Below are 24,226 nucleotides of genomic sequence, written 5' to 3'. Positions count from 1 at the left end.
AAGGTCGCTTGCTGCGATATGTCCCAGTAGGAGTTTGAGCGCCTTTCGAGAGCTTCAACCGCAACTATTCAGATCCGCACGACCGACAGAATGCGCCTGACCTGCCCTTATTGGACGGCCAGCGAAAGATGATCCAGTTCGGGAGCCCAGTTTGGTTGGATTTTTCCCACCCGCGGGGCCCACATTACAATTGTTAATTGGCGATCAAGCTATGGCCTGCAAAACCTCATCCGTTCGCAGGGCTGCCGATAACCATCAGTTCCGCGATATGCGCTGTCCAGCGTTCGCCGTCACGCGGCGGTTCCGACATATTGAGCCGTTGGGGCCGGGGATCGCGACGTCGTGCGTGCCGGGAGGCGGACCAGCTGGCCCGAGCTACCGCCCTGGCCGGGCGGTAGCTCGCACTGGCACAGCCGTCACCTCTACCGGGTCTACCTGAGCCCTCCGACGGAGAGTCCGCCGCGCCAGTACCGCTGGAGGCTGAAGAACGCGATGACGAGCGGGATCACCGACACCAGCGCGCCGAGGATGATCAGGCTCCACAGCGAGGTACTGCCCGCGTTGTTCGCGGAGGCGACCCCCTGCCAGAGCCCGAGCCCGACCGTGACCGGGAAGAGGCGGTTGTCGGAGAGCATGGCCAGCGGCAGGAAGTAGTTGTTCCAGGACGCCACCGCCGACAGCAGCAGCACCGTCACCACCGCCGGGCGCATCAGCGGTAGGGCGATCTGGAGGAACGTACGCACCTCACCGGCGCCGTCGACCCGGGCGGCGTCCAGGATCTCGTCGGGCACCGCGTCGCGGGCGTACACGTGCATCAGGTAGACCCCGAACGGATTGAGCAGGGAGGGCAGGATGACCGCCCAGATCGTGTTCGTCAGGCCGAGCCGGGAGAACATGATGAAGGTCGGGATGACCAGGGCCGTCGCGGGCACCATGAGCGCGCCGAGCACGACCGCGAAGCTGAAGCGTCGGGCCGCGAACCGGTACTTCGCGAACCCGTAGCCGGCCATCACGGCCAGCAGCGTGGCGCCGACCCCACCGGCGATCGCGTAGAGGGTGGAGTTGAGGATCCACCTGCCGTAGATGCCGCCGTCGTAGCTGAACAGTTGCCGGAGGTTGCCGAGGTAGTCGACCTGGTCGGCGAACCACAGGGTGTTGCCGCCGCCGAAGAGGCCGGGGGCGTCCTTGGAACTGTTGACGATCACCCACCAGAACGGCACCAGGAAGTAGACCACCAGGAAGCCGAGGAGCAGCTGTAGCGGCAGGTAGCGCTGCGGCCGGCGGTGTGCGGTGGAGCTGTTGCGGTCGGACATCAGAGGAAGCTCCTCCGCTTGCGGGTGAAGAACAGGAAGGCGTACACGCAGACGAAGACGACCCCGCCGAGGGCGAACGAGATCGCCGACCCGTAGTTGAAGTTGGCCAGCGAGAAGGCCTGCTGGTACGCGTACATGTTGGGGGTGAAGTCGGCTCCGATCGTCCCGGCGGCGAGATAGCGGAGGATCTGCGGCTCGTTGAAGAACTGGAGCGTGCCGATGAGCGAGAAGACCAGGATCAGGATCAGCGCCGGAGCGATGAGCGGGATCTTGATCCGGACCGCGACCTGCCACCGTCCGGCGCCGTCCATCCGGGCGGCCTCGTAGAGCGTCGGGTCGATGCCCTGGAGCGCCGCGTACAGGATGATCATGTAATAGCCGGCCCACTGCCAGGTGACGATGTTGAGCAGGCCGTAGAAGATCAGGTTGCTGCTGAGGAAGTCGGGCGCGGTCGCCCCGAACAGCCCGAAGACGTCGGAGAACGGCCCGAAACTCCTGCTGTAGAGGAAGCCCCACATCACCGCCCCGATCACCGTCGGGATCGCGTAGGGCAGGAAGACCATGAGGCGGGAGAAGCGCGTGAACAGGGACGTCACCGCGTCGAGGATGAGGGCCATCGCGAGCGCGAGCACGATCTGCAGCGGAATGGCGACCAGCGCGAAGCGGATGACGAACCACGACCCGGACAGGAAGCTCGGGTCGGTGAACGCCTTCACGTAGTTGTCGAGGAAGACGAAGCTGGTGCCGCCGATCAGCTTCTTCTGGAAGAGACTGAGATAGAGCGCGTACCCCAGCGGCGCGATGAGGAAGGCGAGGAAGACGATTGCGAACGGTCCGACGAAGAACCACCCCATCAGGTGCTCACGGAGGTGTGCCTTGCCGCGGATCTTCTGCGTCTTCTCTTCGGCGCGTGGTGCGCGCTCTTCGGTCAGGAGGGTCATCTTGGGCTCCGGGACGTGGACGCTGCGGGTCGGGGGTGGGCCGGCCGGGGACGGCGCGGCCCACCCGGTCGGTCACTGAACGGTGAAACCCTGCTCCTTGGCGTACTTCGCCACGTCCTCCTGGAGCCGGTCGGCGGCCTGGGATCCGCTGACCGAGCCCTTGTGGATCTCACTCACCTGCTTCGTCATGGCGTCGAAGTAGTACTGGCCGAACGGGCTGTAGACCATGCCCTGGTAGGCGTTCGCGGCGGGCACGTACACCTCCTTGTTCGCCTGCTGGCCGTTGAAGAACGCCACCTTCAACTCCATGAACGCCGGGTCGTTGAGCGCCGTGAGGTTCAGCGGAAAGATGATCTGGTTGGTCCAGCCGTCGGTGAGCGACTCCTTGTCGGCGTAGAGGCCGTAGGCCGCCTTCGCCGCCAACTCCGGCTTCTTCGACTGGCGGGTCACCGAGAAGGCCGAACCGCCCCAGTTCACCTGGACCGGATTGTTCAGGTCCCACTGCGGCAGCGGGGCCACCGCGAACTTGCCGGTGTCCTGGCCCTTGCCGACGCCGGCCCCGGTGAGATAGCCGGGCGCCCAGGCCGCCGAGACGTACGTCGCGTACTGCCCGTTGATCACCCCGGAGATGTACTCCGGGGTGAACTGGTCCTGCTTGCCGACCAGGCCCTTGCGGACCAGGCCGCCCCAGTATTCGAGCACGTCCTTGGAGGCCTGGTCGTTCAGCTTCACGCCGATCGACTTCGGCTGCGCCGGGTCGTAGCTGAACGGCGTGGCGCCCTTCTGGATCTGGAGGGCCATCGTGAGCGCCGACACGTTCGCACCGAAGTCGCCGAAGAGCGGACCGCCGGCATCCTTCACCTTCTGCGCCGCCTGCTCGTACTCGGCCCAGGTCTTCGGCGGCGTGATGCCGTACTTGTCGAAGATGTCCTTCCGGTAGATCATCGCGAGCGGACCGCCGTCGACCGGTACGCCGTAGACCGCGTCACCGATCGACACGTCCTTCCACGCGCCCTCGCCGTAGTTCGCCTTGACCGCGTCGAAGCCGTACTTCTTGATGTCGACGAGGGCGTCCTGGATCTGGAAGGTCGGGATCCGGTCCATCTCGATCATGACGACGTCGGGTGCCCCGGTGCCGGCCGAGATGGCCGTCTGGAACTTGTCGTACTGGTCGTTGCCCTGGCCGACGTTCGTCCAGCAGACCTGCACCTCGCTGCTCTGCTTGTTGAAGTTGTCGACCACGAGCTGCATGTTCGGGTACCAGCCCCACATCGTGACGACCGGCAGCTCCTTCTTGGTGATGGTGTTCGTGCAGTTGCTCGCGTCATTGCCGCCGCCGGCGTCCGAGGAACAGGCGACGAGGCCACTCGCGGCCGCGAGCACGGCTGCGGTGACGAATATGCGTTTCGTCTTCATTGACGTGACTTCCCTTCGGGATCACCGCGCCCGGGTTCGGGCGCCGTCGCTGAGGGCCGGCGGCGGCCGGGGTGGAGCGTCCACCGCCGGTCCGCCGTCCGGCCGTCCCGCGCTGATGCGCGACAAACTCCCGCGGGCCGGCGGAGCGTCACCGGGGCGGAGAACTTCCGCCGTCCCGGTGACGACGCCGGCAGCGGGCCCTGACTAGCGCCTGAACAGCCGCGGCGCCAGGTCGATGAGGTTCTTCTGCCACACGTCCCAACCGTGCGGCCCGGGGGTGACCCCGTCGAACTCGTAACGGATACCGAGGTCGTCCAACGTGGTCAGCGAGGCCATGAAGGACGGGTACACGAAGTCGGTCCGGTCGCCGACGTACAGCCGCAGCATCCTGGTGCCGGCGTTTATCGCCGCGGCGTCGACGCCCGCGCCGCTGCCGAAGCCGGCCGAGAACGCCGCGACGTACGCGAACTCGCCCGGATGCGCCTTGAGCACCCCGAACGCGTGCCCACCGCCCATCGACAGCCCGGCGATCGCCTGTTGGGCCGGGTCGGCCGAGATGTGGTAGCGGGCGCGGGCCGCCGGCACGATGTTCCCCAGCAGCTCCTGGTTGAAGTTCGAGACGTTCCCGTTGCCCATCACGACCACCATGGGCACCAGGTCGCCGTCGAGGAACTGGTGGTCGAGGATCTGCTTGGCCCGCCCCATCTCCAGCCAGTCCGTGTAGCTCTGGCCGCCGCCGTGCTGGAGGTAGAGGACGGGGTACGGCTGCGCGCGCTCCGGGTCGTAGCCGGGCGGCGTCCACACCAGGGCGGTCCGGTCCTGGTTCACCACCGTGCTCCGGTAGGTCATGCTGGTGACCTCGCCGCCCTGCCCGGCCGGTACGTCGGTGAGCAGCCGGGCCTGCCGCCCCGGAACGAGGAAGGTGCTCCACATCGGCTCGGTGGTCACCTTCGTCGGGTTGGACACGTCCTTGACCGGCACCCGGTCCACGATCAACCGGTAGTAGTAGAACCACGGGTCCAGCGGACCCACGGTGGCCCGCCACCGGTCGCCGTCCCGGGACAGCGGAACGCGCAGCCAGCTTCCGCCGGGCGCCACGTTCGCCCACACCGTGACGTGCTGGGCGTCGGCGAACTCCGTCGTGGTCTCGAAGGTGACGAAACCGTCCCTGGTCACGAAGGGCGTCGGGGTGGTGCCGGCCGGCGGCGGTGTGAACTCCCGCCGCAACGGCAGGTGGCCGTCGCTCGGGCCGTGGTCGGACACCCTGCGGAACAGCCGCGGAACGAAGTCGACGAGATTCTCCTGCCAGGTGGTCCAGTTCGCGCCGCCGTCCGGGTTGACGCCGTCGAACTCGTACCTGACACCGGCCCGGTCGAGCAGCTTCGTCAACCGGTAGGTGGCGTTGTGCCCGGGGTCGGTGACGTTTCCGGTGTAGAGCCGCAGCAGCCTGAGGTTACGGTTGGCCGCCGCGGCACCCTTCCGGTCGACGTCCCGGGTCAGTGGGCCCGAGAAGGAGCCGACGTAGCCGTACCGGGTCGGGTGGGTGAATGCGGCCCGCAGCGCCTGGGTGCCGCCCTCGGAAATGCCGGCGATCGCCTGGTGCGCCGGGTCCCGGTGCACGCGGTAGTTGTCGGCCACCGCCCTGCCGAGGTCCCTCAGCTCCCGGTCGTCGCCCGACCCGCTGCCGTCGCCGATCACCACCACCATCGGCTCCATGGCATCCGCTGCCGACAGGTTGTCGAGGATCTGCCTGGTCCGACCGAGGTCGAGCCAGTCGGTCGCGGCCGCGCCGTCGGCGGACCGCAGGAACAGCACCGGATAACGTCCGGCGCCCTTGGCCCGGTAGCCCGGAGGCGTCCACACCAGGGCCGTCCGCTCCTCCCGGCCACTCGAATAGGTGAGCGGCGCAACCGCACCGCCCGTTCCCGGTGGCGCGTCGGCCAACAGGCGCGCCGACTCGCCGGGGACGAAGAAGGTGCTCAGCAGCGGCTCGGACGCCACCCGGGTGCCGTTCGTCGGATCCTTGAGACTCTTGGTGTCGTCGCCGGTGACCTGGTATCGGTACAGCCCTGGTTCGAGTGGGCCGAGAACTCCCGACCACGCGTCACCGCGGCGGGTCAACCCGAATTCCGCCCAGGTGGCGGAGGGGCCGAAGTTGCCCTCGATAACGACCTGCGACACCTGGCCGACCTGTTCCTGGAGATAGGCCGCCGGAACGGTGAACGAGGCGTACCGGTCCGCGGAAACGTCCAGCCACGGGGTGTCCGCCGCCGCCGGTTGCGGTGCGACCAGGGCCGCCGCGATCGCCAGAAGTCCGGCGGCGAAGGCCGCCGACAGTCGACGCGCGCCCGTACGGTGCAGGCGCCCATGATAAGGTGCTGTCGTCACGCTCCACTCCTTTCGTGCGTTGGCACGGATCCGAACCGTTGCCAGCTCAACTCATCGGTGGATATCGCCGAGGTTTCTGCGGCTCCCCTCCTTCCGGCTACGCCACTTACGCGTTCGGCCCGACTGTGCGGGTCCGCCCAGATCTCGTCGCCACCGGGCGTGGTTTCACAGATCCGGGATACTCTTCGGTGCCGCGGTCGTTCCGCGGACCTGGAGACTGGTCGGCAGCACTATCTGGCGCGGGCCCTCCCAATCACCGATCACCAGGGACTTCAGCATGCGCGCCGCCTCGTACCCGAGTTGGCACATCGATTGGTCCACTGTGGTCAGCGCCGGTTCGGCCAGCGCCGACTCCGGGATGTTGTCGAAGCCGACGACCGACAGATCGCCGGGGACGGCCAGCCCCAGTTGTCTCGCGACCTCCAGGACCTTCAGGGCCATCCCGTCACTGGCCGCGAAGATCGCCGTCGGCGGGTCGGCCCGTTCCAGCAGGTCCCGCGCCAGCGGAGCCGCGGACTCGGGATTGAAACTTCCCCGACAGACAAGTGTCGGATCGACTGGTACGCCGGCCGCGGCCAGCGCTTTCCGGTAGCCCTCCTCCCGCGACCAGGCGGCCGCCAGCCTGGACCGGCCCGCGATGAACCCGATGCGCCGATGGCCGAGGCGCAGCAGGTGTTCGACCGCGGTGATGGCGCCCGAGAGGTTGTCCGCGGTCACCGACGGCGTCGTCGAGTCCCTCGCCGGATCGATGGCCACGACCGGGGTACGACTCGTCACCCCGGCCCAGGGGGTGACGACGATGCACCCGTCGGTGAGCGTGCCGGACAGCCTGTTCAGGTGCCGTTGCTCCCAACCCTCCGAGTAGGTCTCGTAGAGGTCGCTGTTGGCGTAGACGATCAGGTCGAAGCCCGAGCGGCCGAGCGCCCGCATCACGCCCTTGAGCACCTCGGCGGTGTAGGACTGGAAACTGTGGGTCACCAGGCCCAGCACGTTCGTGCGGCTGCGGCGCAGGCTGCTGGCGACCAGGCTCGACTCGTAGCCGAGCCGCTCGATCGCCGAACGGACCTGGGCCGTGGTGCTGGCACTGACGCCGTAGTGCCCGTTGACAACCCTCGACACGGTGGCGGTGGAGACGCCCGCCGCACGAGCGACGTCACTCATGGTGATTGGCGCGCTGCCCTCGACCATGTCGCCTCTCGGACTGCAATCGTTATCGGTTACGTTTCCAAGGTGTTGCCAAGGTAGTTCACGAAGATCACGAGGACAAGAGTCCGCACAGCCCGACCTTGGCGGCACGTCCCAACCGGCGGTTTCCGCAGGCCACACCCGCCTGCGTGGCACGTGTGGATCACGCAGCCGGACGGACCGGGCGGAGGTGCGGTCGCGGCGGGCCGTGGACGGGGTGGCCGCGACGGAGTGCCGGCCGGTCAGGCAGGACCGGTGACCAGCGGGTCGTGGACCCGACCGAGGAACAGCGGTACGCCGGTGAACCGGTCGTGGATGACGTACAGGAACGGCCGGTCGACGAAGAACTGCGGCCCCTGCGGGATCGACGGCGGCCGGACGATGACGGCCGAGGCGGCTGCCGCCTCGGTGCCCTTCTCGTCCACCGCGATGAACGTCTCGTGCACCACGTCGTCGATGCGCAGGGCCGGTTCGGTGCTCATCGCGGCGAAGTCGGCGCGCGAACTGAACGCGGTGGGCATACCGAGGCCACTCAGCAGGGCACCCAGTTCGGCCGGCAGCCGGAACGTCCACCGGGGCAGGCGCAACTGGACGTCGGTGAAGCGGAACCCGGTCAACAGCGCGGCCAGCCACGTCGCGTCGAGACCCGCCTCGACCGCGGCGAGGTCGGCCCGGGTCGGCATGACGATGGCCATGGCCAGCCCGCCGCCCGCGTACGGCACGTCGACCGCACGCCACCCGTCCCCCTCGAGGTAGCCCATCGGGTCGAACGGCCCGCGCATCATCGGCACGTCGACGACGCTGCCGTCGTCCCGGGTGAACGGTGCCGGCGCCGTGGCCGTCGCGCCGAACGGATACGTCCAGGCCGCCTTCAGGTAGGTCGTGTTCGTCAGCATCAGACTGGTGTCGGGACTGACGACGCCGGACCGCAACAGCTCCGGGATCTTCGCGTTGGTCCGGTCGGAGACCCAGGTGTTGATCTCCTGACGGGCCGCCTCCGTCGCGTTCCGGAAGTCGACCGGGTGCGGCGCGGCACCGTAGTAGCCGGCCAGGGTGTCCCGGAACCCGGATCGCACGCCCAGGTCGAGCCGGGTCCACAGGGCGTTGGCGGTGGTCAGCCGGGGCTGCTTGATGCCGTCGCCGTCCCGGTAGCGGGTGGCGAGCATCTGGTCGACGGTGTTCAGCCCGGCGTCGAGCGCGCTGGGGCGCGGATGCGGCGCGTGCAGCACGGCATCCATCTCGTCCGCGGTGGTCGAGCCGGCGCCCGCCCTGGTCATCGCGAGCGCGATCCCGACCGAGTACGGCGCGCACACCACGTTGCCGCCCGGCCGGGTCGACGCCAGCGTGCGGTAGAGGTCGGCCGTGAAGCCGCGCACCGCGGTCGCACCGGCCTGCGCCGTGGCCGGATCCGGCGGTACGCGCACCGGATCGGTCGACGTGGACGATCCGCCGAGCGGACGGGAAGCTCCGGGGCCGGCGGTGAGGGCTGCGGCCGTGAGCGGCAACGCCCGCAGTACGGATCGACGCGAGACCATGTCCCGACGGTAGAACAGTCCTACCCGGACACGCCAGGTCGAGGTGCTGAATTGATTGAAGTTCAACAATACTTATCTGTGCATGGTTGTGGACGGTCGCGCACGGCTGTGCACGGTCGCTCACACCTGTGGTCGGTCGCGCACAGCCAGCCGGACCGCGAGTGGACCTCGACGTCCCAGCGCCCACACGGCGAGCGCGCAGCAGCAGAGCGACACCCCCGCGAGCGTCACCGCCGGCCAGCCGGCCGCGGCCCAGAGCACGGTCGCGGTGCCGGAGCCCACCGCACCGCCCAGGAAGTTGGCGGTGCCCAGCGCCGTGTTGAGCCGGCTGCGCGCCTCGGCCGAGATGGCGAACAGTCGCGCCCGGTTCAGCAGGGCCTGCCCCTGTACGGCGATGTCGACCATGATGATCACGACGACGACCAGTACGACGGACCGGCCGACGAACGCCGCGCCGACGAAGGCGCCGAGCGCCAGTAACCAGGCCGCGCCGGTGGCCGGAACCGACCAACCGCGGTCGTGCAGCCGACCGGCGTGCTGGACGACCAGGGCGCCAGCCAGGCCGGCCAACCCGAACAACCCGATCACCGACCCCGGGTATCCGAACGGCGGTCCGCTGAGCAGGAACGTCAACGCCGTCTAGAACAACGAGAACACGGCGAATCCGATGGCCGCGAGAACCAGCGTCCAACGGACCGCCCGCTCACGTACGACCACCACGCCGACCGAGCCGATCAGCGCCGGGTACGACATCCTCGTCCGCGGTGCCAGCGGCGGGATCGCGCGGTGCAGCAGGACCGCGAGCAGCACCGCGACGACCGCGGCGAGGACGAATATCGCACGCCATCCGGCGGCACCGGCGACGAGTCCACTTATGGTGCGGGAGGCGAGGATGCCGGTGAGGGTCCCGGACCCGACGGCGCCGACGACCCGGCCCCGGTGGGCGTCGCCGGCCAGATCCCCGGCCAGCGGAGTGAGAACCTGCCCGGAAACCGTCGTCACGCCGAGCGCGCCGAGGGCGAGGAGAAGCAGCCCGATCGACGGCGCGAACGCGCACAGCAGCAGCGCGGCGGCCGAGGCCGACAGCAGCACCGGGACGAACCGTCGGCGGTCGAGGACATCGCCGAGCGGGACCAGCAGGAGTACGCCGAGGGCGTACCCGACCTGGGTCGCGGTGACGAGCCAGCCGGCCGTCCCGGTGCCGACACGCAGGTCGGCCGCGATGAACCCGAGGATCGGCTGCGCCCAGTACAGGTTGCCGATCGCCGCTCCCGCCGCGACCGCGAACAGGAAGGTCAGCCGGGGGCTCAGCTCCGGCAGCGGTGCCACCCGGGGTGCTGCCACCCTGTCACGTTAGGGCGCGCAAGCAAGCAAGGTGCCGAGAGGACGGACGACCCACGGCGCCGGGGCCGCCGTGCGGGCATGCCTGGTATCAACTCGTCCGCGGGTCAGGTACGACCCGCGAGCGGGTCAGGTACAAATGGACGGGTGCTCATGCGCTTCGACCTTCTCGGTCCGCTGGTGGTCCGGCGTGCGGGCCGGCCGGTTCCGCTGGGCTCGGTGAAGCAGCGCCTGCTGCTGGCCGCCCTGCTGATGCGCCCGAACGAGGTCGTCGGCACCGACGAGCTGGCCGCGGTGTTGTGGGTCGACGAGTCACCGCCGTCGGCGGCGGCCAACCTGCGCACCTACGTGCGGGGATTGCGGCGGTCACTGGGCGGCGGCGAGTCGTGGCCGGGGATCTCCGCCGCGGCCGGTGGCTACCGGCTCCGGGTGGAGCCCGACGAGCGGGATCTGGACCGGTTCGACGCGGCCGCGGCCCGGGGCCGGGACGCCCTGGCCGCCGGCGACGCGGTCCGGGCCGAGGGTGAACTCTCCACCGCCGTCGCCATGTGGCGTGGGGCGGCGCTGTCCGACCTGCCGGCACCTCCCCTGCTGGCCCGGCGGGTCCGGCAACTGGAGGAGCGCCGGATGGTCGCCGAGGAGGACCTGGCCGAGGCGATGCTGGCGCTCGGCTCCTCGGCCGAGGTGGTCCAGCGGCTCCGCGCCCTGGTCGACAGGCACCCACTGCGGCAGCGCGCGTGGGGCCAGCTCATGCTCGGTCTGTACCGCATCGGCGACGTGGCCGCCGCACTCGACGCCTTCCGGCAGGCCCGGGAGGTACTCGCCGAGCAGACCGGTCTGGACCCGGCGCCGCAGCTCACCCGGCTGCACGACGACATCCTGCACCACCGCCCGCACCTGGCCGCCGGGTCGGCCACCGGCCCGAGCCGGTCGGTGCCCGGGGTCGCACCGCGCGACCCGCTCAGCGGCCGACCCGAGCAACTGCCGCTCGCGGTCTCCGGATTCGTCGGCCGCGGCGCCGAACTCGCCAGCCTCGACGCACTCCTCGACACGGCGGCGCGGGGGCCGACGACGGTGGCCATCTCCGCGTTGTCCGGCATGGCCGGGGTCGGCAAGACCGCCCTGACCCTGCACTGGGCACACCGGGTGGCCGGGCACTTCCCCGACGGCCAGCTCTACGCGAACCTCCGCGGCTACGACGACGCCGACCTGGTGTCCCCGGCCGACGCCCTGCTCGGCTTCCTCGAGGCGCTCGGCGTGCCGCACGACCGGATCCCGGCCAGCGTGGCGGCCCGGACCGGGCTCTACCGCGGGCTGTTGGCCTCCCGCCGGATGCTCGTGATCCTCGACAACGCCCGCGACTCCGCCCAGGTACGTCCCCTGCTGCCCGGTGCCGGCAGCTGCGTGGTGGTGGTCACCAGCCGGGACCAGCTCGGCGGTTTGGTCGCCGCCGAGTGCGCCGTGCCGCTGACGCTTGACGTACTCACCCCCGACGAGTCGATGAGCCTGCTCGCCAGCCGGCTCGGTGCCAACCGACTCGGCGCCGAGCCAGCCGCGGCCGCCGGCATCATCGCCGCCACCGGCCGGCTACCCCTCGCCCTGTCGATGGTGGCGGCCCGCATCGCCACGCACCCCTCGTTCCCGCTCGACGCCTTCGCCGCCGAACTGCACGGGGCCGAGGCGAGACTCGACGCCCTGGCCAACGGGGACGCCCGGCGTGTCTTCTCGTGGTCGTACCTGGCGCTCCGCGGCGACTCGGCACGACTGTTCAGGCTGCTGGGGTTGCATCCCGGTCCCGACCTGACCGCCGACGCCGCCGCGGCCCTCGCCGGAGTGCCGGTACCGGCCGTCGTACCAGCGCTGCGCGAGCTGACCCGGCTCCACCTGCTGACCGAACACGTGCCGGGCCGGTACGCCTTCCACGATCTCCTGCGCGGCTACGCGGCCGAACTCGCTGACTCGTCGGAGCACGCCGACGAGCAGGTGGCCACCAGGCACCGGTTGTACGACCACTACCTGCACAACGCCTATCCCGCCGCCCTGTTGCTCCAGCCGCAGTGGGCGCCCATCGACCCGGTGCCACGGCTGCCGACCTACGCGGGCCGGCCCGCGACCGCGCACGACGGCGCGCTCGCCTGGTTCGCGGCGGAGCAGCACGTGCTGTTCCGCCTGGTAGGCCAGGCCGCCGAGACGGGATTCGAGGCGTACGCCTGGCAGCTCGCCTGGACGCTCAACACCTTCCTCGCCCCGCGCGGTCTCTGGCAGGAGCAGCTCGCCACCCAGCAGGTCGGGCTGGTGGCCGCGGAGAAGATCGACGACGTCGCCGGGCAGGCCGCGACCAACCGGCTGCTGGCCCGCGCGTTCACCCGGCTCGGTCAGTACGACACCGCCGAGTACCGGCTCCGGTGCGCACTCGAACTGCACGAACGCCTCGGTGATCCGACCGGCCAGGCGCAGACCCTGCACAACTACTGCGAGCTCTGCTACCTGTGCGGCCGGCTGGACGAGGCACTCACGCACGGTCGCGAGGCGCTGCGGCTCTACCGGTTGGCCGGCAACGGCGCCGGGGAGGCCCGGACACTCAACGCGATCGGCTGGCTGCACGCCAGCAGCGGCGACTACGCCCAGGCCATCGCAAGCTGCACCGAGGCGCTCGCCCAGCAGCGGCGCAGCGGCGACCGTAACGGCCAGGCGGCGACGCTGGACAGTCTCGGCTTCGCGTACGACCGCCTCGGCGAGCCCGACCGGGCGGTGAGCTGTTACGAGCAGGCGGTCCAGCTCTTCCGCGACTCCGCGGACCGGTACCACGAGGCCGAGACCCTCATCCGGCTCGGCGAGACCCGGGAGGCGTTGACCGACCTGCCCGGGGCGGCGGCCGCATGGCGGCGGGCGGCGCAGATCTACGACGAGCTGGGCGATCCGGCCGCCGAGGAGACCCGCCGCCGTCTGGAACGCACCGGTTGATCCTCCGGCCGGCCCGTGCACGGGCGGGTCACCGACCGCGCTGTACGCGAGTTGTGCCCGGGATGTACGCACCCCACCGTACGGTTTCGCAGTCCGCACCGCCCCCGTTGGTAACTGGAGGATCTTCACTCATGCGTAAATCCATCGTGGCCACCGCGACGGCGCTGAGCGCTGTCGCGACGGGTCTCGCCGTGGCCGGAGTCGTCGGGCCCGTCGGGCCGGCGACCGCGGCGCTCAGCGACGTTCCGGCGGACTGCGGTGTCTCCACGGCGGCGTACCGATCCGACGGTCAGCGGCTCAGCTACGCCTACCGGGACAGGACGACCAGCACCAGTGCCTACCTCGACGACAATCTCGGCTGGGTGCCGTCGGCGCACCAGCAGATCGGCGGCGCCGGCGACGACACCTTCTTCCGCAGCACCGAGTACGCCGCGCACCCGACCGACGGCTGGGTCTACAAGGTGAGCCGGCAGGGCCAGCTGGTCGACGGCAGCTGGGAGATCACGGCGCAGACCGCCAGCCGGCTCAAGAGCGGGTTCGCCGACACCCGCGTCCTCGCCACGGCGTCGCCGTACCTCTACCGGGTGGCGGGTACGTCGCTCTACCGCTACACCGAAACCTACGTGGACGACGTGTTCACCCTGTCGTCGCCGGTGAAGCTGGCCGGCACCGGCTGGGACACCGTCAACACGCTCACCTACGAGCGCAGCGAGGGCACCGGCAGTGCCGCCGTGGACGTGCTGATCGGCACCAAGACCAACGGGCAGCTCAAGGAGTGGCGGATCAACCGGGCCACCCCGACGACGATCAGCTCGAAGGTGTTGCGGTCGAGCGGCTGGGCGGGCTTCACCAGCCTCAGCACGGGCTACTGCTCCGCGCACCCCGACGGCCGGGCGCTGCTCGGGATCAAGGCCACCGGCGCAGCCTCCGTGCACTTCGACGCGAACGCGAAGGACGGAGTCGGCACCGACATCAACGGCGGCTCCCTCGGCTCGCTCGGCTGGACCGCCAAGGCCTACGGTCAGTAGGGCGTAGACGCCGTAGAGCCTACGACCGGTGGCGGAAGGCGCCCGCCGAGTCCGTCCCGACACTGTCGGGCCCACGGACCCGTCGGGCGCTTCCGATCCGATGCCGTCCCGGCCACTAGTCGAAGACCTCGAACCGGTTCAGGAATACGCCGGTCTCGTCGGAGAGGACGGCGGCCTCCAGTTCGAGCAGCGGGATCGCGTCGTTCCCGCTGTCGTCCTGTTCGACGAACGGCCTGCCGACGTACGGGTTCCTGCTGGTGCCGGTGAGGTCGGGGGCGTACCGCCAGTGCGCGCCGCGGTGGCGCCTGGCGATCTCGCCGACGTACCAGATCACTCCCTGGACAAAAGTCGTCGTCCACCGGTTCTCGCAGCGCCTTCCTGGTCGGGATCCGACGTCGCACGATCTGTTCCAGAGTCGGCAACGACTCCGGGCTGAAGTCCAGGTCGGCGGCCCGGCCGGTGGCCGCGGCCCACTCGGGAAACTTCTGTGCCCGGCTGACCAGCCAGTTCGTCAGCCACGGGTCCGACGCGAGCATCGGCCCGAGCCGTTCGAGCCAGTCGTCGAGCCCGGCCCCGTCCACGTCGTGCCTGAGCGACACGGTAGCGACGAGTCCTCGCACGATCGTCGCGGGCCGCCCCGGGCTGAGCGGCTGTCCCGGCCGTCCCGGTGGACCGGAAAATCCGCCGCTTGCCGTCAACGTTTCCGCCCCCGACAGGGTCGTGTTGGGTAGCCGACGGAGATGGAGAGCAGATGGCATCGGACGACGACGGCGGCTTCCGGGAGTTCGTCGAAGCCCGTTACCCGGACCTGCTGCGGGTGGCCTACCACCTGACCGGGTCGGCGGACGATGCGGAGGACCTCGTCCAGGGCGCCCTGGTGAAGGTGCTACGCCGGTGGCGGCGGGTCGACGAGCCGATGGCGTACCTGCGGCGGGTCATGGTCAACCAGCACATCACCGGGTGGCGTCGCCACCGGGCCCGGGAGGTGCTTACCGCCCTGCTGCCGGAACGGCAGGTCCGGGACGTGGCGGACCGGGTCACCGAACGGGAGGCGCTCTGGCAGGCGATGCGGACGCTGGCGCCGCGGACCAGGGCGGTGATCGTACTCCGGTATGTCGCCGACCTGCCCGAGGCGGAGGTCGCCGAGACCCTGGGCTGCTCGGTCGGCTCGGTGAAGAGCCGCGCCTCCCGGGGACTGGCCCGGCTGCGGGCGGCCCTGGAAACCCAACCACGATCGGCCGCGTCCGGCGCCGTGACACCGACGAGGGGGCACCATGCGTTCTGACGAGCGGATCGGCCAGATCCTGACCGAGCTGGCCGAGGACCTGCGACCGCGGCCCGACCCGTACGGCCGGGTGCTCGCCCGGCGACGGCGGGGCAGACGGCGGGCACTCACCGCGACCCTGTGCGCGGTCGCCCTGCTGGCCGCCGTCGGGGTCGGCGTCAGCTCTCTCCGGCCGGGTGGCGGGGCCGTTCCGGAACCGGCGGCCAGCCGGGAGGCCGGAGCGGCGATGCTGGCCTGGGCGGACCGGCTGGCCCGGTCCGAACCACGCGGCCGAATCGGCGCCGACCAGGGGTACGTGACCGCCCTGGCCGACGCCCTGCTGGCCGATGCACAGGCCGGTCGGCTGCCGAGGCTGACCACGCCGGTCCGGGAGGTACGGGTGTTGTTCGTCGACGACGTGGGCCCGCACCGGATCGCGTTCGCCGCGTTCGTGCTCAGCCGACGTGACGCCCGGGGCTGGCCGAACGCCCGGGCCTGGATGGTGGCGGACAAGGGTTCCGGTCCGCAGGAGCTGGCCCGTACCGCCGTCGACGGGTTCGGCGACGGGTTGGAGCCGTACGACAGCCTGACCGTCGGGTCCCTCGACGAGCCGGAGCAGCTCGGCTACGTCGGCATCGCTCCGGATGGCTGCGAGTTCACCACCGCCGCGATGCCCGTGCCGCAGGTCTGGACGCCGGAACCGACCGGCTCCTACCTGCTCCGCCCGCCGGGCACGCTGCGGCCACAGTGGTTCCAGGTGAGCTGCGCGGGTGAGGTGCGGAAGCGGCTGCCCGGCCCCGGTTCGTGGGCGCCCGAGGGTGTGACGGACGCCCAGTTCGACGCCGCGGTGGCGCAGGCAAGGGGTCGGTCGCAGCCGACCGAGTCCCGCCGCGCGGTCAACACCGCGGCCGGCGGCTGGGGATACACCGTGACCGAACTGCCGACGGTGCTCTGGAGCGGCGAGACGACCGGCACGGGTGTCGGATTCGACGGACTGGCCACGGTGCTCACCGCACCGGCCGTCGACGGCGGATGGCTGGGCGAGGTGGCGGTCACGTACCACGGGCAACGGGCCGACGGGACCGTGGGGACGGCGAGTCAGTTCCTGACCCGTACCGACCCGGCGGCACCGGACCGGCTGCTGGCGATCCCGATCGGCCCGCTCGACGGCGCGCCCAGCCCACCGAGCCACCCAGTGCTGGTGGTCGTGCCCGTCGGTGCCGTGCAGGTGCGCGCGCTGCTCGGCGACCGTCCGGTGGCCCAGGGACAGGTGCGGGACTCCGCTCTGGTGCTGACGGTGCCGGCCACCGAGAACCTGCTCCTGCAAGCACTGGACCGGACGGGCGCGGTGCTCGGGACCGACCGGGTCGTCGAGCGCGTCGGAGCCGGCTATCAGCTCGACTCCTGGGACGTGGACTGACCGGAACGTCCGGGTCCGGCCGGCGTTCCGGGGGGGATCACCACCGTGGCCAGGCGCAGTGGATGTGCGTGGCGTGGTCGGCGTCGTCTCCCGGCCCCAGCACCTCGGTCGCACCGTAGGCCCGGCAGGCGTCCTTGAACGCCTGGTTGAACGGATTGCTCGGGTTCACCCTGGCGCCGTTGATGGTGTCGACGTCGAACGCCTTGCCGACGTAGTGCCGGGAGGTCGCTCTGCCCCAGCATCCCGACCAACGCGACCGCCGATGCCAGTACCCCGGCCGTCAACCGCCGACGGCGTGGTCTGACCGAGCCTCGTCGGCGGGATCCCACCGGCCTCCGCCCGGCACGGTCGATCCCGTATCCCGGACCGGCGGGCGCGGCCAGCCCGGACGTCGGGGCCGGCGACGGAGCGACCGCCGGGCATCCCCTCCGGGATCGGCAGCTCGTCCCGGGTTCTGCCTGTTCCTGTCATGTTTCCCTCCATCGGCGAGGCAGCTGTGCGGCCACGCTTTCAATCCGGGCTGAAGGGCAACTGGACGCTGGTTGGACGCGCCCGGCCGGTACGGTTCCGGTCTCGGTGCCGGTCTCGGTGCCGGGTTCCGCCCCGGAGGCTCGCGGCCCGCTCGATTTCACAGCCCCGGTGCGGCGCCGCGGGTAACGGACCGAGTTGTGTCGCCGGGCGCGGAGCGGCGCAGCGCCGACCGCGCCGTCGTGAGGTGGCCGCGGGTACCGCCGCCGGCCGGTGATCCCTACGGTGAGCCGGGGCGACCCCGATCGGTCAGGGCTGCCAGACCATCGTCTGCTGGTGCAGTGGCCTGCCGCCCCGCCTGGCACCGGGGACCGGCGGAGTCGGACCGTGTCGGGTGAAGCCGACGCGTTCGAAGAACCGCACCGCGCGGGTGTTCTCGGCCAGGGTCTGCAGATAGCACCCGGGTGAACCGGTCTCGACGAGCCGGTCGAGCCATCGCCGCATCAGGCCGTCGGCGGCACCGGTCCCCCGTGCCCGGGGCGTCACGTTTATGTGCAGATGGGCCGGCCAACGGGCATCGTCGAAGCCGCCTGCGGTCGGCTCTCGCCGGACGGCGGCCGTCGCCATGTCGACCATGCCACGGGCGAGGAAGGCCGCGGACCTGGGCCGGAATACCAGCCGATACTTCGCGATCGCCCGCTCCATGCGCTCTCGTTCGCTGGGAAAGGTCGAGCTGTCCAGGCACCCCGCCAGGTAGCCGACGACCTGGCCCTCCGCGACGGCCAGGAACAGCGAGTCCGGTTCCTGGCTCATGTACGGCTCCAGGTACATGGCCGCCTCCGACTCCTGGTGCCCCCAGAGCAGGGCAGCCGGCGACCCCTGTCCCGCCCGGCCGAAAAGCTCACGCAGGGCGGCACGGTCGGTCTCCGCGAAGCTACGGATTTCCGTGATCATCGTGCGCCATTCCCCGAAACCCTCCCCCAGCCGACCCGACCAGTCTGCCACGCCCCTGACCAGGGGATTCCGGAGAGGCAACTGTGCCGACGGGCGGTGCGTTCGCACCCTGACCCCCGGCCGCGTGCCTCGAACCCGAGGCGGTGTGCCCGGATTGCGCCGATCTGGCTCCCGCTATCGATCGGCTGACCCAGCTCCGCACGGAGGAGAAGGTCAGGACGATAGCCGCGAACGCGCAGCGGGGTGCAGGACCGGCTGGGGCGGCCGTTCCTGCTGGAGAACATCAGCTACTACCTCGACCTGCCCGGCGGCATGACGGAGGCCGAGTTCATCACCGCCGTCCTGGACCGCTGCGACTGCGGCCTGCTGCTCGACCTGAACAACGTGGTGGTCAACGCGACGAACCACGGGTTCGACCCCTACCACTTCCTCGACGCGCTGCCGCTCGACCGTGTCGTCCAGGTGCACCTGGCGGGCAACCTGGGCCAGGGTGGCGTACCACTCGTCGACGGCCACGACGCCCCGGTGGGAGACGACGTGTTCGCACTGCTCGAACACCTGGAGCGCCGCCAGCACGTCCGGGCCGCCATGATCGAGCGGGACGGAGACTTCCCCGACGACTTCACCGAACTCGTCGACGAGCTGGACCGGGCCCGGGCGGGCGGCCGGCGACCTACCGCGCGGCACCACCCACTACCTGCTGCACGCCACGAGCCGCTCCGGGCTGGTGCGGACGTACCGGCTGCCGTCGAGGCTGGCGGACCTGCTCGCCGCCTGCGACGGCGTCCGGACGACCAGTGCGGTCGCGCACCGGGCCGGGCTGGACACCGAAACCGCCGAACGCGGCCTACGCGGCATGGTGGCCAAGGGTTTCCTGGGCGGACTGGACGCCAGCGGCTCCGGAAGGGTCTAGGTGGGGCGCGTCCAGGTGGACCGTCGCAAGGTCGCCATGCATGATGACGCACTCGCAGAGGCTCCTACCCGATCGGCTGGTCAAGGCTCAGGGTCGGGCGGTGCCCGCCGTGGCGTACGCGTCGGCTTGCAGCCGGTACAGGGTGGCATAGTCGCCGTTGGCCGCCATCAGCTCGTCGTGGCGGCCGCACTCGACGAGCCGGCCGTCGGCGAGGACGAGAATCAGGTCCGCCGTGCGCACCGTCGAGAAGCGGTGCGAGACGAGCAGGGTAATGCCGCCCGTTTCGGCCGCCGAGCGCTTCGCCATCCTGGTGAAGTGCAGGTAGAGATCGTATTCGGCCTGTGGGTCGAGGGCGGCGGTGGGCTCGTCCAGTACGGTCAGCAGTGGAGCCGGGCGCATCAGGGCACGCGCGAGTGCCAGCTTCTGCCACTGGCCGACGGACGGTTCGACACCCTGCAGGGTCGCACCGAGCAGGGTGTCCAGGCCGTGCGGAAGGCCGGCGACGACGGCGTCCGCCCCCGCGTCGGTCACCGCCGCCGCCACGGCCCGCCGGTCGTGCAGGCACTCCAGGTGGCCGACACCCACGGTCTCCCGGGCACGGAACTGAAACCTTGCGAAGTCCTGGAGCACACCGGACATCCGGGCACGCCAGCGCTCCGGATCGATCGCACACAGTGGTTGGTCGTCGAGGCGGATCTCCCCACCGGTCGGCTGGTACATCCCGGTGAGAAGTTTGACGAGCGTGCTCTTGCCAGCGCCGTTGGCGCCGACGAGCGCGACGGTGCTGCCGGCCGCGAGCCGCACGTTGACGTCGCGGAGCGTGTCGACGACGGCGCCCGGATACCGAAAACACACACCATCGAGGGTGATGCCCCTGGCGAGAGCGTCCGGGGCGGGACGGACACCCCCTGGCTGCGCCTCCGCGTACTCGTGCAGCCAGTGGTAGTGGTCCAGGATGCGCCCCGCCTCCGCGACCCGGGTGGTACTCCAGACCACGATCCCGATCTGGAACTGCAGGTAGGTGGCGAGCGAGACGACGAGTACCACGTCGCCAACGGACGCCTGGCCGCGCCGGACCAGGCTGGCGGAGAAGAGCAGGGCGCCAAGATAGCCGGCGGCGAAGCAGCTCCAGCCGAGTACCCGCCAGGCGAGAGCCTTGAGCCGCCCGATCGCCTCGATCCTGACGATCTCCCGCCACAGCTCGTCTGCGCGCCGACCGATCTCCCGCGCCGAGCCGGCGACCAGCAGCTCCTTGGCGGGCTCCGGCCGCACGCAGAGCTGGTGCAGCTGTCGCTCGCGGCGGCGTCGCTCGGCACAGGCGTCCTGCGCGGCGGCCGTCGCCCGGACGGCCCACCGGCCGGCCAGCAGCGGCGGCACGGCCAGCAGTGCCAGCAGCGCCACCACCGGGCTCACACCGGCAAGCAGCAGGACGCTGGAGAGCAGGCTGATCGAGGCGGCCAGCGTTCCGGCGACCGACCACGGCAGCGTGGCCAGCGCCCAGGTGCCGGTACGTAGCCGCTCCAACCGGTCCAGGAATTCCCGGCTCTCCAGATGGGCAACCGTCGGGATGCGCGCGCCGGCGGCGAGGACCTCCTCGGCCAGGGTCACGTCCACCCGCTGCATCAGGTACACCCGCAGCGGTCCGACGAGTGCCCCGGAGCCGAACTGGACGGTGTACGCCAGCGCACCGACCGCCACCGCCACCGCCACCCCCAGCGCGGCACCGTGCACGTTGTCGACGAGCCAGCGCTGGCTCAGCGCGACGCCGGCCACGGTCGTCGACTCGGCCAGGAAGCAGCCGGCCAACAGCCACGTCGCCCGGCGGTCGGCGCGGCCGGTCAGCACCATCACGTGGCCCAGAAACCGCAGGAAGCGGACGCTCCTGCGGTTCGTGTCCGTCCTCATGCCGACTCCCCGCGAGCCGGGTCACCGAACCGCGCGGCCTGCAAGCTGAACAACCGGTGGTAGTCCCCGCGAAGGGCCATCAGGTCGTCGTGCCCGCCGGACTCCGTTATCCGGCCGTCGCGCAGCAGCAGGATCCGGTCGGCCGGACGCACCGTGGAGAGCCGGTGTGAGATCAGTACCGTGGTGGCGCGGTGCCGCACGGCGTCCACCACCCGCGCGTGGAAGGCCGCCTCCAACTCGACGTCCAGGTGCGCGGTGGGCTCGTCCAGCAGCAGCAGGCGACGGCCGTGGGCGACGGCGAATAGCGCCCGCGCGATGGCGATCCGCTGCCACTGTCCGCCCGACAGGTCCACGCCGTGCGCGCCTTCCCGCCACAGCGACGTCTCCAGGCCGTTCGGCAGCCGGCGGACGAGATCCTCGGCGTCGGCCAGGCGCGCGGCGTCCACGATCCCCTGGATGTCGTCGACCGCCTCGGGCGCGGACAGTGCGATGTTGTCGGCCGCGGTGGCCGGATACCGCACGAAGTCCTGGAACACCGCGGCGAGCCGCCCCTGCCAGCCGCCGGTGTCCAGGTCACGCAGGTCGGTTCCGTCGACCGTGATCCGGCCACTGGTCGGCTGGTACAACCCGGCCAGCAGCTTGACCAGGGTCGTCTTGCCGGCGCCGTTGACCCCCACCACCGCCACCGCCTCCCCGGGGCGGAGGGTGAACGTGACGCCCCGCAGCACCGCCGATCCGGCGTCTGCCGGGTACCCGAAACACACCTCGTCGAAGCAGATCACCGGCGGCCGGCCTGGCCGCCCGCCGGTCGGTCCTGGCGGCGACGGGTGGGCCCGGCCGACGGCGGTCGCCGGGGAGCGACTCTCGAGGGCCGCCAGGGCACGAACCGCACCCAGCCCGTACTCGACGTCGAACGCCTCGGCCTCCACCCTGCTCAAGGCGTAGACGGCCCAGGCTGCCACCAGGTACCGCATCATCTCGGCGACGCTTATGGCGTCCGCGGCGGCGGCGACCGCCGGTGCCCCGACGGTCACCGCCGCGGCGACGACGGTGACCGCGATGGTCGGTGTCTGCCGGCGGGCGATCCGCACCGCCGCCCGCCAGTGGGGTCCGTCGGCGTGTATCGCGGCCGCCCGCCGGCGAGCCAGCACCCAGTCGGCGAGGCCGAACAGTCGCAGTTCCGCCGGCACCGCCGGGCCGGCGAGATCGGACCAGTAACCGACCCGGCGCTCCTGGCCGGCCTGACCGTCGCGGACCGCCGCCGCCGCGGCGAACAGCCGGCGGTTGCGCCGTCTCGACAGGCACGCGGTGACGAACAGCAGGACCGCCAACCAGACCGAGAACCTGGCGACCACCGCACCGGCGAGAGCGGCGGCCACGAACTGGAACACCAGTGCCAGCTGGCCGGTCGCGGCCGTCCCCGGCGAGCGCACCCGGCCGAATCCGCGCCCGTCGTCGCTGCTGCGGCTGGCGTCGTCCTGGAAGCTCACGCTCTCCAGGGATTCGATCGGCTGTGTACGGGCGACACCACGCACCCGGTTCCGGACGAGGCCGTCGATCCTGCGGCTGAGCACCGTCGCCACGAGATCGAGGAGCTCGCCGATCGCCGCCCCGGCGAGCACCAGGCCGGCGAGCGCACCTACGAACCAGGCGACCCGCTCAGGGTCGTCGTGTGCCAGAGCGTCCACCAACCCGCCGGTGGAGAGCGCGGTCAAGGCCGGCACGCAGGCGAATACGACGCTCAGCACCACGACGCCGGCCGTGAACGCCCGGCCGCCGGAGGGCAGCAGGCGCAGCAACCCGGCCCGCTCCCGTGTGTCATGGACGCTGGCCACCAACCATCGCATCATCGCGGCCATCGGCTACCGCGCCCTTGTCGGCGACACGGCCGTCTCGACCAGCGACGCTTCCAGTTCCAGCAGGAAGCGTGGCATGTCGACCCGGCTCATGACCCGGGTGTCGGCGCCGAGACGAAGCTGTAGCCCGCCGGGTGCGGAATGCACCACCACGCAGAACCGGCAGTGGTGCCACGCGGCAGGTTCGAGCCAGGTCAGGTCACTTTCGTCCACCGTGCGGACCCCTGGCCGCCGCGGTGGCTGGAGCGGCCCGGCGACCTCGACCGTGGTCCGGACGTCGTTGAAGCAGCAGTACGGGTTGACGTCCACACCCCGGGCCAGGCGGACCTCGGTCAGCCCGCGGCGCACCGACACCTCGTCGTAGTAGGCGTGCCGGTAGGCGTCCAGGGCCACCGGGTGGTAGGTCGCAACCAACCGGTCCAGGTCCGGGTCGTCCGTGAGGTCCATGACGAACAGGCCGAACTGCGTCAGCGGGGCCACCATGTCCCGCAGACCCGGCCGGAACCTGTTGTCGACGAAGAGCTGCATTGCGGTCAACCGATGTCCGGTCCACCGCCCGACCAGCCGGGTGGCGGCGACGAGCAGCACCGTCGAGGTACTGACGTGGTGACGCGCCGCGATGACGGCGCTGGCATCGGCCGCGGCCGGGGAGACCAGGGCCAGCCGGTGGAACGGCGGCGTGCCGGCGGATCCGGTGGGCTCGAACATGGTCGGAGGGATGCGCCGGTAACGATCGCGCCAGTAGCGCAGGGCGCGGATGGTGGACCGGCCGTCGGCGTGCTGCCGCCTCGCGAGATCGACCGGTTGCAGGCCGGGTGCTCCCGGCAGCGCGCCACGCAGCAGCAGCAGCCGCAGGTCGCGGAGCAGCACGTCACACCCGTGGCTGTCGGCTGCCAGATGGTTGATCACGAGCACCACGCGGCGTACCTGACCGTCGGTGACGATGGCGCCCAACCGCAGCGGCAGCTCACGGAGGGAATCGAACCGGCGCTCGGCCAGCCGCCCGCGGCACTCCGTCGCCGCGGCGGACTCGTTCCCGCCGGACTCGACCACGGTGAGCGGCAGCCGGCCCCTGTCGGCCACCACCTGATACGGCTCGCCGTCGCGCAGCTCAACCGTGGAGCGCAGTGACTCGTGCCGGCGGACCAGCGCGCGCACCGCCTGGACGACGTCGTCGAGGCTGGCGCTGGCCCGGCGCGGCACGACGAGCTCGCGGTCGAGGTTGTAGAAGGCATTCGTGGCCGCCTGGGCGACGACCTCCCAGATCATCCGCTGGCCCCAGGTGAGCGGCCCGCTGCGCTGGCCGTACCCGTCGAACTCGATGAACGAATCCAC

At 70.9% G+C, this 24,226-nt stretch carries 19 protein-coding genes and 1 pseudogene; 6 read left to right on the top strand and 14 right to left on the bottom strand.

Annotation, left to right across the window (positions count from 1 at the left end; all coding sequences use genetic code 11):
* Positions 1–431: 431 nt before the first annotated feature.
* From ACN28A_RS25610 to ACN28A_RS25575, 8 genes are all read right to left on the bottom strand, one after another.
* Entirely contained in the window at positions 432–1,313 is an 882-nt protein-coding gene (locus ACN28A_RS25610) for a carbohydrate ABC transporter permease (RefSeq protein WP_421398897.1), read from the bottom strand.
* Complete coding sequence (locus ACN28A_RS25605) at positions 1,313–2,254, bottom strand: carbohydrate ABC transporter permease (protein ID WP_421398895.1); 942 nt, start codon at positions 2,252–2,254, stop codon at positions 1,313–1,315. Before ACN28A_RS25605 ends, ACN28A_RS25610 begins: the two co-directional genes overlap by 1 nt.
* Positions 2,255–2,326: 72 nt before the next feature.
* On the bottom strand, positions 2,327–3,670 hold the full coding sequence (locus ACN28A_RS25600; protein WP_421398893.1) for an ABC transporter substrate-binding protein: 1,344 nt from the start codon (positions 3,668–3,670) through the stop codon (positions 2,327–2,329).
* A 204-nt stretch (positions 3,671–3,874) separates the two neighbouring features.
* Positions 3,875–6,058 (bottom strand): alpha/beta hydrolase, encoded by a 2,184-nt coding sequence (locus ACN28A_RS25595; RefSeq protein ID WP_421398892.1) that lies wholly within the window; start codon positions 6,056–6,058, stop codon positions 3,875–3,877.
* A gap of 165 nt (positions 6,059–6,223) precedes the next feature.
* On the bottom strand, positions 6,224–7,219 hold the full coding sequence (locus ACN28A_RS25590) for a LacI family DNA-binding transcriptional regulator (RefSeq protein ID WP_421398890.1): 996 nt from the start codon (positions 7,217–7,219) through the stop codon (positions 6,224–6,226).
* 266 nt (positions 7,220–7,485) lie between these two features.
* Positions 7,486–8,778, bottom strand: a complete 1,293-nt coding sequence (locus ACN28A_RS25585) for a serpin family protein (RefSeq protein WP_421398888.1) — start codon at positions 8,776–8,778, stop codon at positions 7,486–7,488.
* 120 nt (positions 8,779–8,898) lie between these two features.
* Positions 8,899–9,366: a hypothetical protein gene (locus tag ACN28A_RS25580; protein ID WP_421398886.1), complete on the bottom strand. Its 468-nt coding sequence runs from the start codon at positions 9,364–9,366 to the stop codon at positions 8,899–8,901.
* Between the two features lie 51 nt (positions 9,367–9,417).
* Entirely contained in the window at positions 9,418–10,122 is a 705-nt protein-coding gene (locus tag ACN28A_RS25575; RefSeq protein ID WP_421398884.1) for an MFS transporter, read from the bottom strand.
* Between the two features lie 150 nt (positions 10,123–10,272).
* Between ACN28A_RS25575 and ACN28A_RS25570 the strand changes: the two genes are divergently transcribed.
* Both ACN28A_RS25570 and ACN28A_RS25565 read left to right on the top strand, forming a co-directional pair.
* Positions 10,273–13,083, top strand: a complete 2,811-nt coding sequence (locus ACN28A_RS25570; RefSeq protein ID WP_421398881.1) for an AfsR/SARP family transcriptional regulator — start codon at positions 10,273–10,275, stop codon at positions 13,081–13,083.
* A gap of 131 nt (positions 13,084–13,214) precedes the next feature.
* Positions 13,215–14,111: a hypothetical protein gene (locus tag ACN28A_RS25565; RefSeq protein ID WP_421398878.1), complete on the top strand. Its 897-nt coding sequence runs from the start codon at positions 13,215–13,217 to the stop codon at positions 14,109–14,111.
* Between the two features lie 115 nt (positions 14,112–14,226).
* Here the strand turns inward: ACN28A_RS25565 and ACN28A_RS25560 are convergent, their stop codons facing one another.
* Positions 14,227–14,445, bottom strand: coding sequence for a hypothetical protein (locus ACN28A_RS25560; RefSeq protein ID WP_421398876.1), 219 nt, complete (start codon positions 14,443–14,445; stop codon positions 14,227–14,229).
* Between the two features lie 417 nt (positions 14,446–14,862).
* On the opposite strand from ACN28A_RS25560, the gene ACN28A_RS25555 reads away from it, so the two are divergent.
* A complete protein-coding gene (locus ACN28A_RS25555) occupies positions 14,863–15,396 on the top strand; it encodes a SigE family RNA polymerase sigma factor (protein ID WP_421398874.1) in 534 nt (177 codons plus the stop codon).
* Entirely contained in the window at positions 15,386–16,795 is a 1,410-nt protein-coding gene (locus tag ACN28A_RS25550) for a hypothetical protein (protein ID WP_421398871.1), read from the top strand. The genes ACN28A_RS25555 and ACN28A_RS25550 overlap by 11 nt, the downstream gene beginning before the upstream one ends.
* A 37-nt stretch (positions 16,796–16,832) precedes the next feature.
* On the opposite strand, the gene ACN28A_RS25545 is transcribed toward ACN28A_RS25550, so the two are convergent.
* The gene (locus ACN28A_RS25545) at positions 16,833–16,964 is read right to left on the bottom strand and encodes a hypothetical protein (RefSeq protein WP_421398868.1); all 132 of its coding nucleotides are present in this window, start codon (positions 16,962–16,964) and stop codon (positions 16,833–16,835) included.
* A gap of 608 nt (positions 16,965–17,572) precedes the next feature.
* Positions 17,573–18,217, bottom strand: a complete 645-nt coding sequence (locus tag ACN28A_RS25540; protein WP_421398865.1) for a GNAT family N-acetyltransferase — start codon at positions 18,215–18,217, stop codon at positions 17,573–17,575.
* A gap of 243 nt (positions 18,218–18,460) precedes the next feature.
* Between ACN28A_RS25540 and ACN28A_RS25535 the strand changes: the two are divergent.
* A pseudogene (locus ACN28A_RS25535) lies at positions 18,461–18,817 on the top strand (DUF692 family multinuclear iron-containing protein); the annotation flags it as partial.
* A gap of 127 nt (positions 18,818–18,944) precedes the next feature.
* Positions 18,945–19,130, top strand: a complete 186-nt coding sequence (locus ACN28A_RS25530; protein WP_421404891.1) for a hypothetical protein — start codon at positions 18,945–18,947, stop codon at positions 19,128–19,130.
* Positions 19,131–19,217: 87 nt separating this feature from the next.
* Here ACN28A_RS25530 and ACN28A_RS25525 read toward each other — a convergent pair whose 3' ends face one another.
* Genes ACN28A_RS25525 through ACN28A_RS25515 form a run of 3 tightly spaced genes read right to left on the bottom strand, consistent with a single transcriptional unit; the run spans position 19,218 to position 24,226 of the window.
* A complete protein-coding gene (locus ACN28A_RS25525; RefSeq protein ID WP_421398862.1) occupies positions 19,218–21,035 on the bottom strand; it encodes an ABC transporter ATP-binding protein in 1,818 nt (605 codons plus the stop codon).
* Positions 21,032–22,870, bottom strand: a complete 1,839-nt coding sequence (locus tag ACN28A_RS25520; RefSeq protein WP_421398859.1) for an ABC transporter ATP-binding protein — start codon at positions 22,868–22,870, stop codon at positions 21,032–21,034. Before ACN28A_RS25520 ends, ACN28A_RS25525 begins: the two co-directional genes overlap by 4 nt.
* 27 nt (positions 22,871–22,897) lie before the next feature.
* A complete protein-coding gene (locus tag ACN28A_RS25515) occupies positions 22,898–24,226 on the bottom strand; it encodes a condensation domain-containing protein (protein ID WP_421398857.1) in 1,329 nt (442 codons plus the stop codon).

The sequence above is a fragment of the Plantactinospora sp. WMMB782 genome (assembly GCF_049179135.1).
In the GTDB taxonomy this organism is placed as follows: domain Bacteria; phylum Actinomycetota; class Actinomycetes; order Mycobacteriales; family Micromonosporaceae; genus Plantactinospora.
Note: the sequence above shows the minus strand (reverse complement) of the source record. Positions and strands in the feature narration are given on the sequence as shown.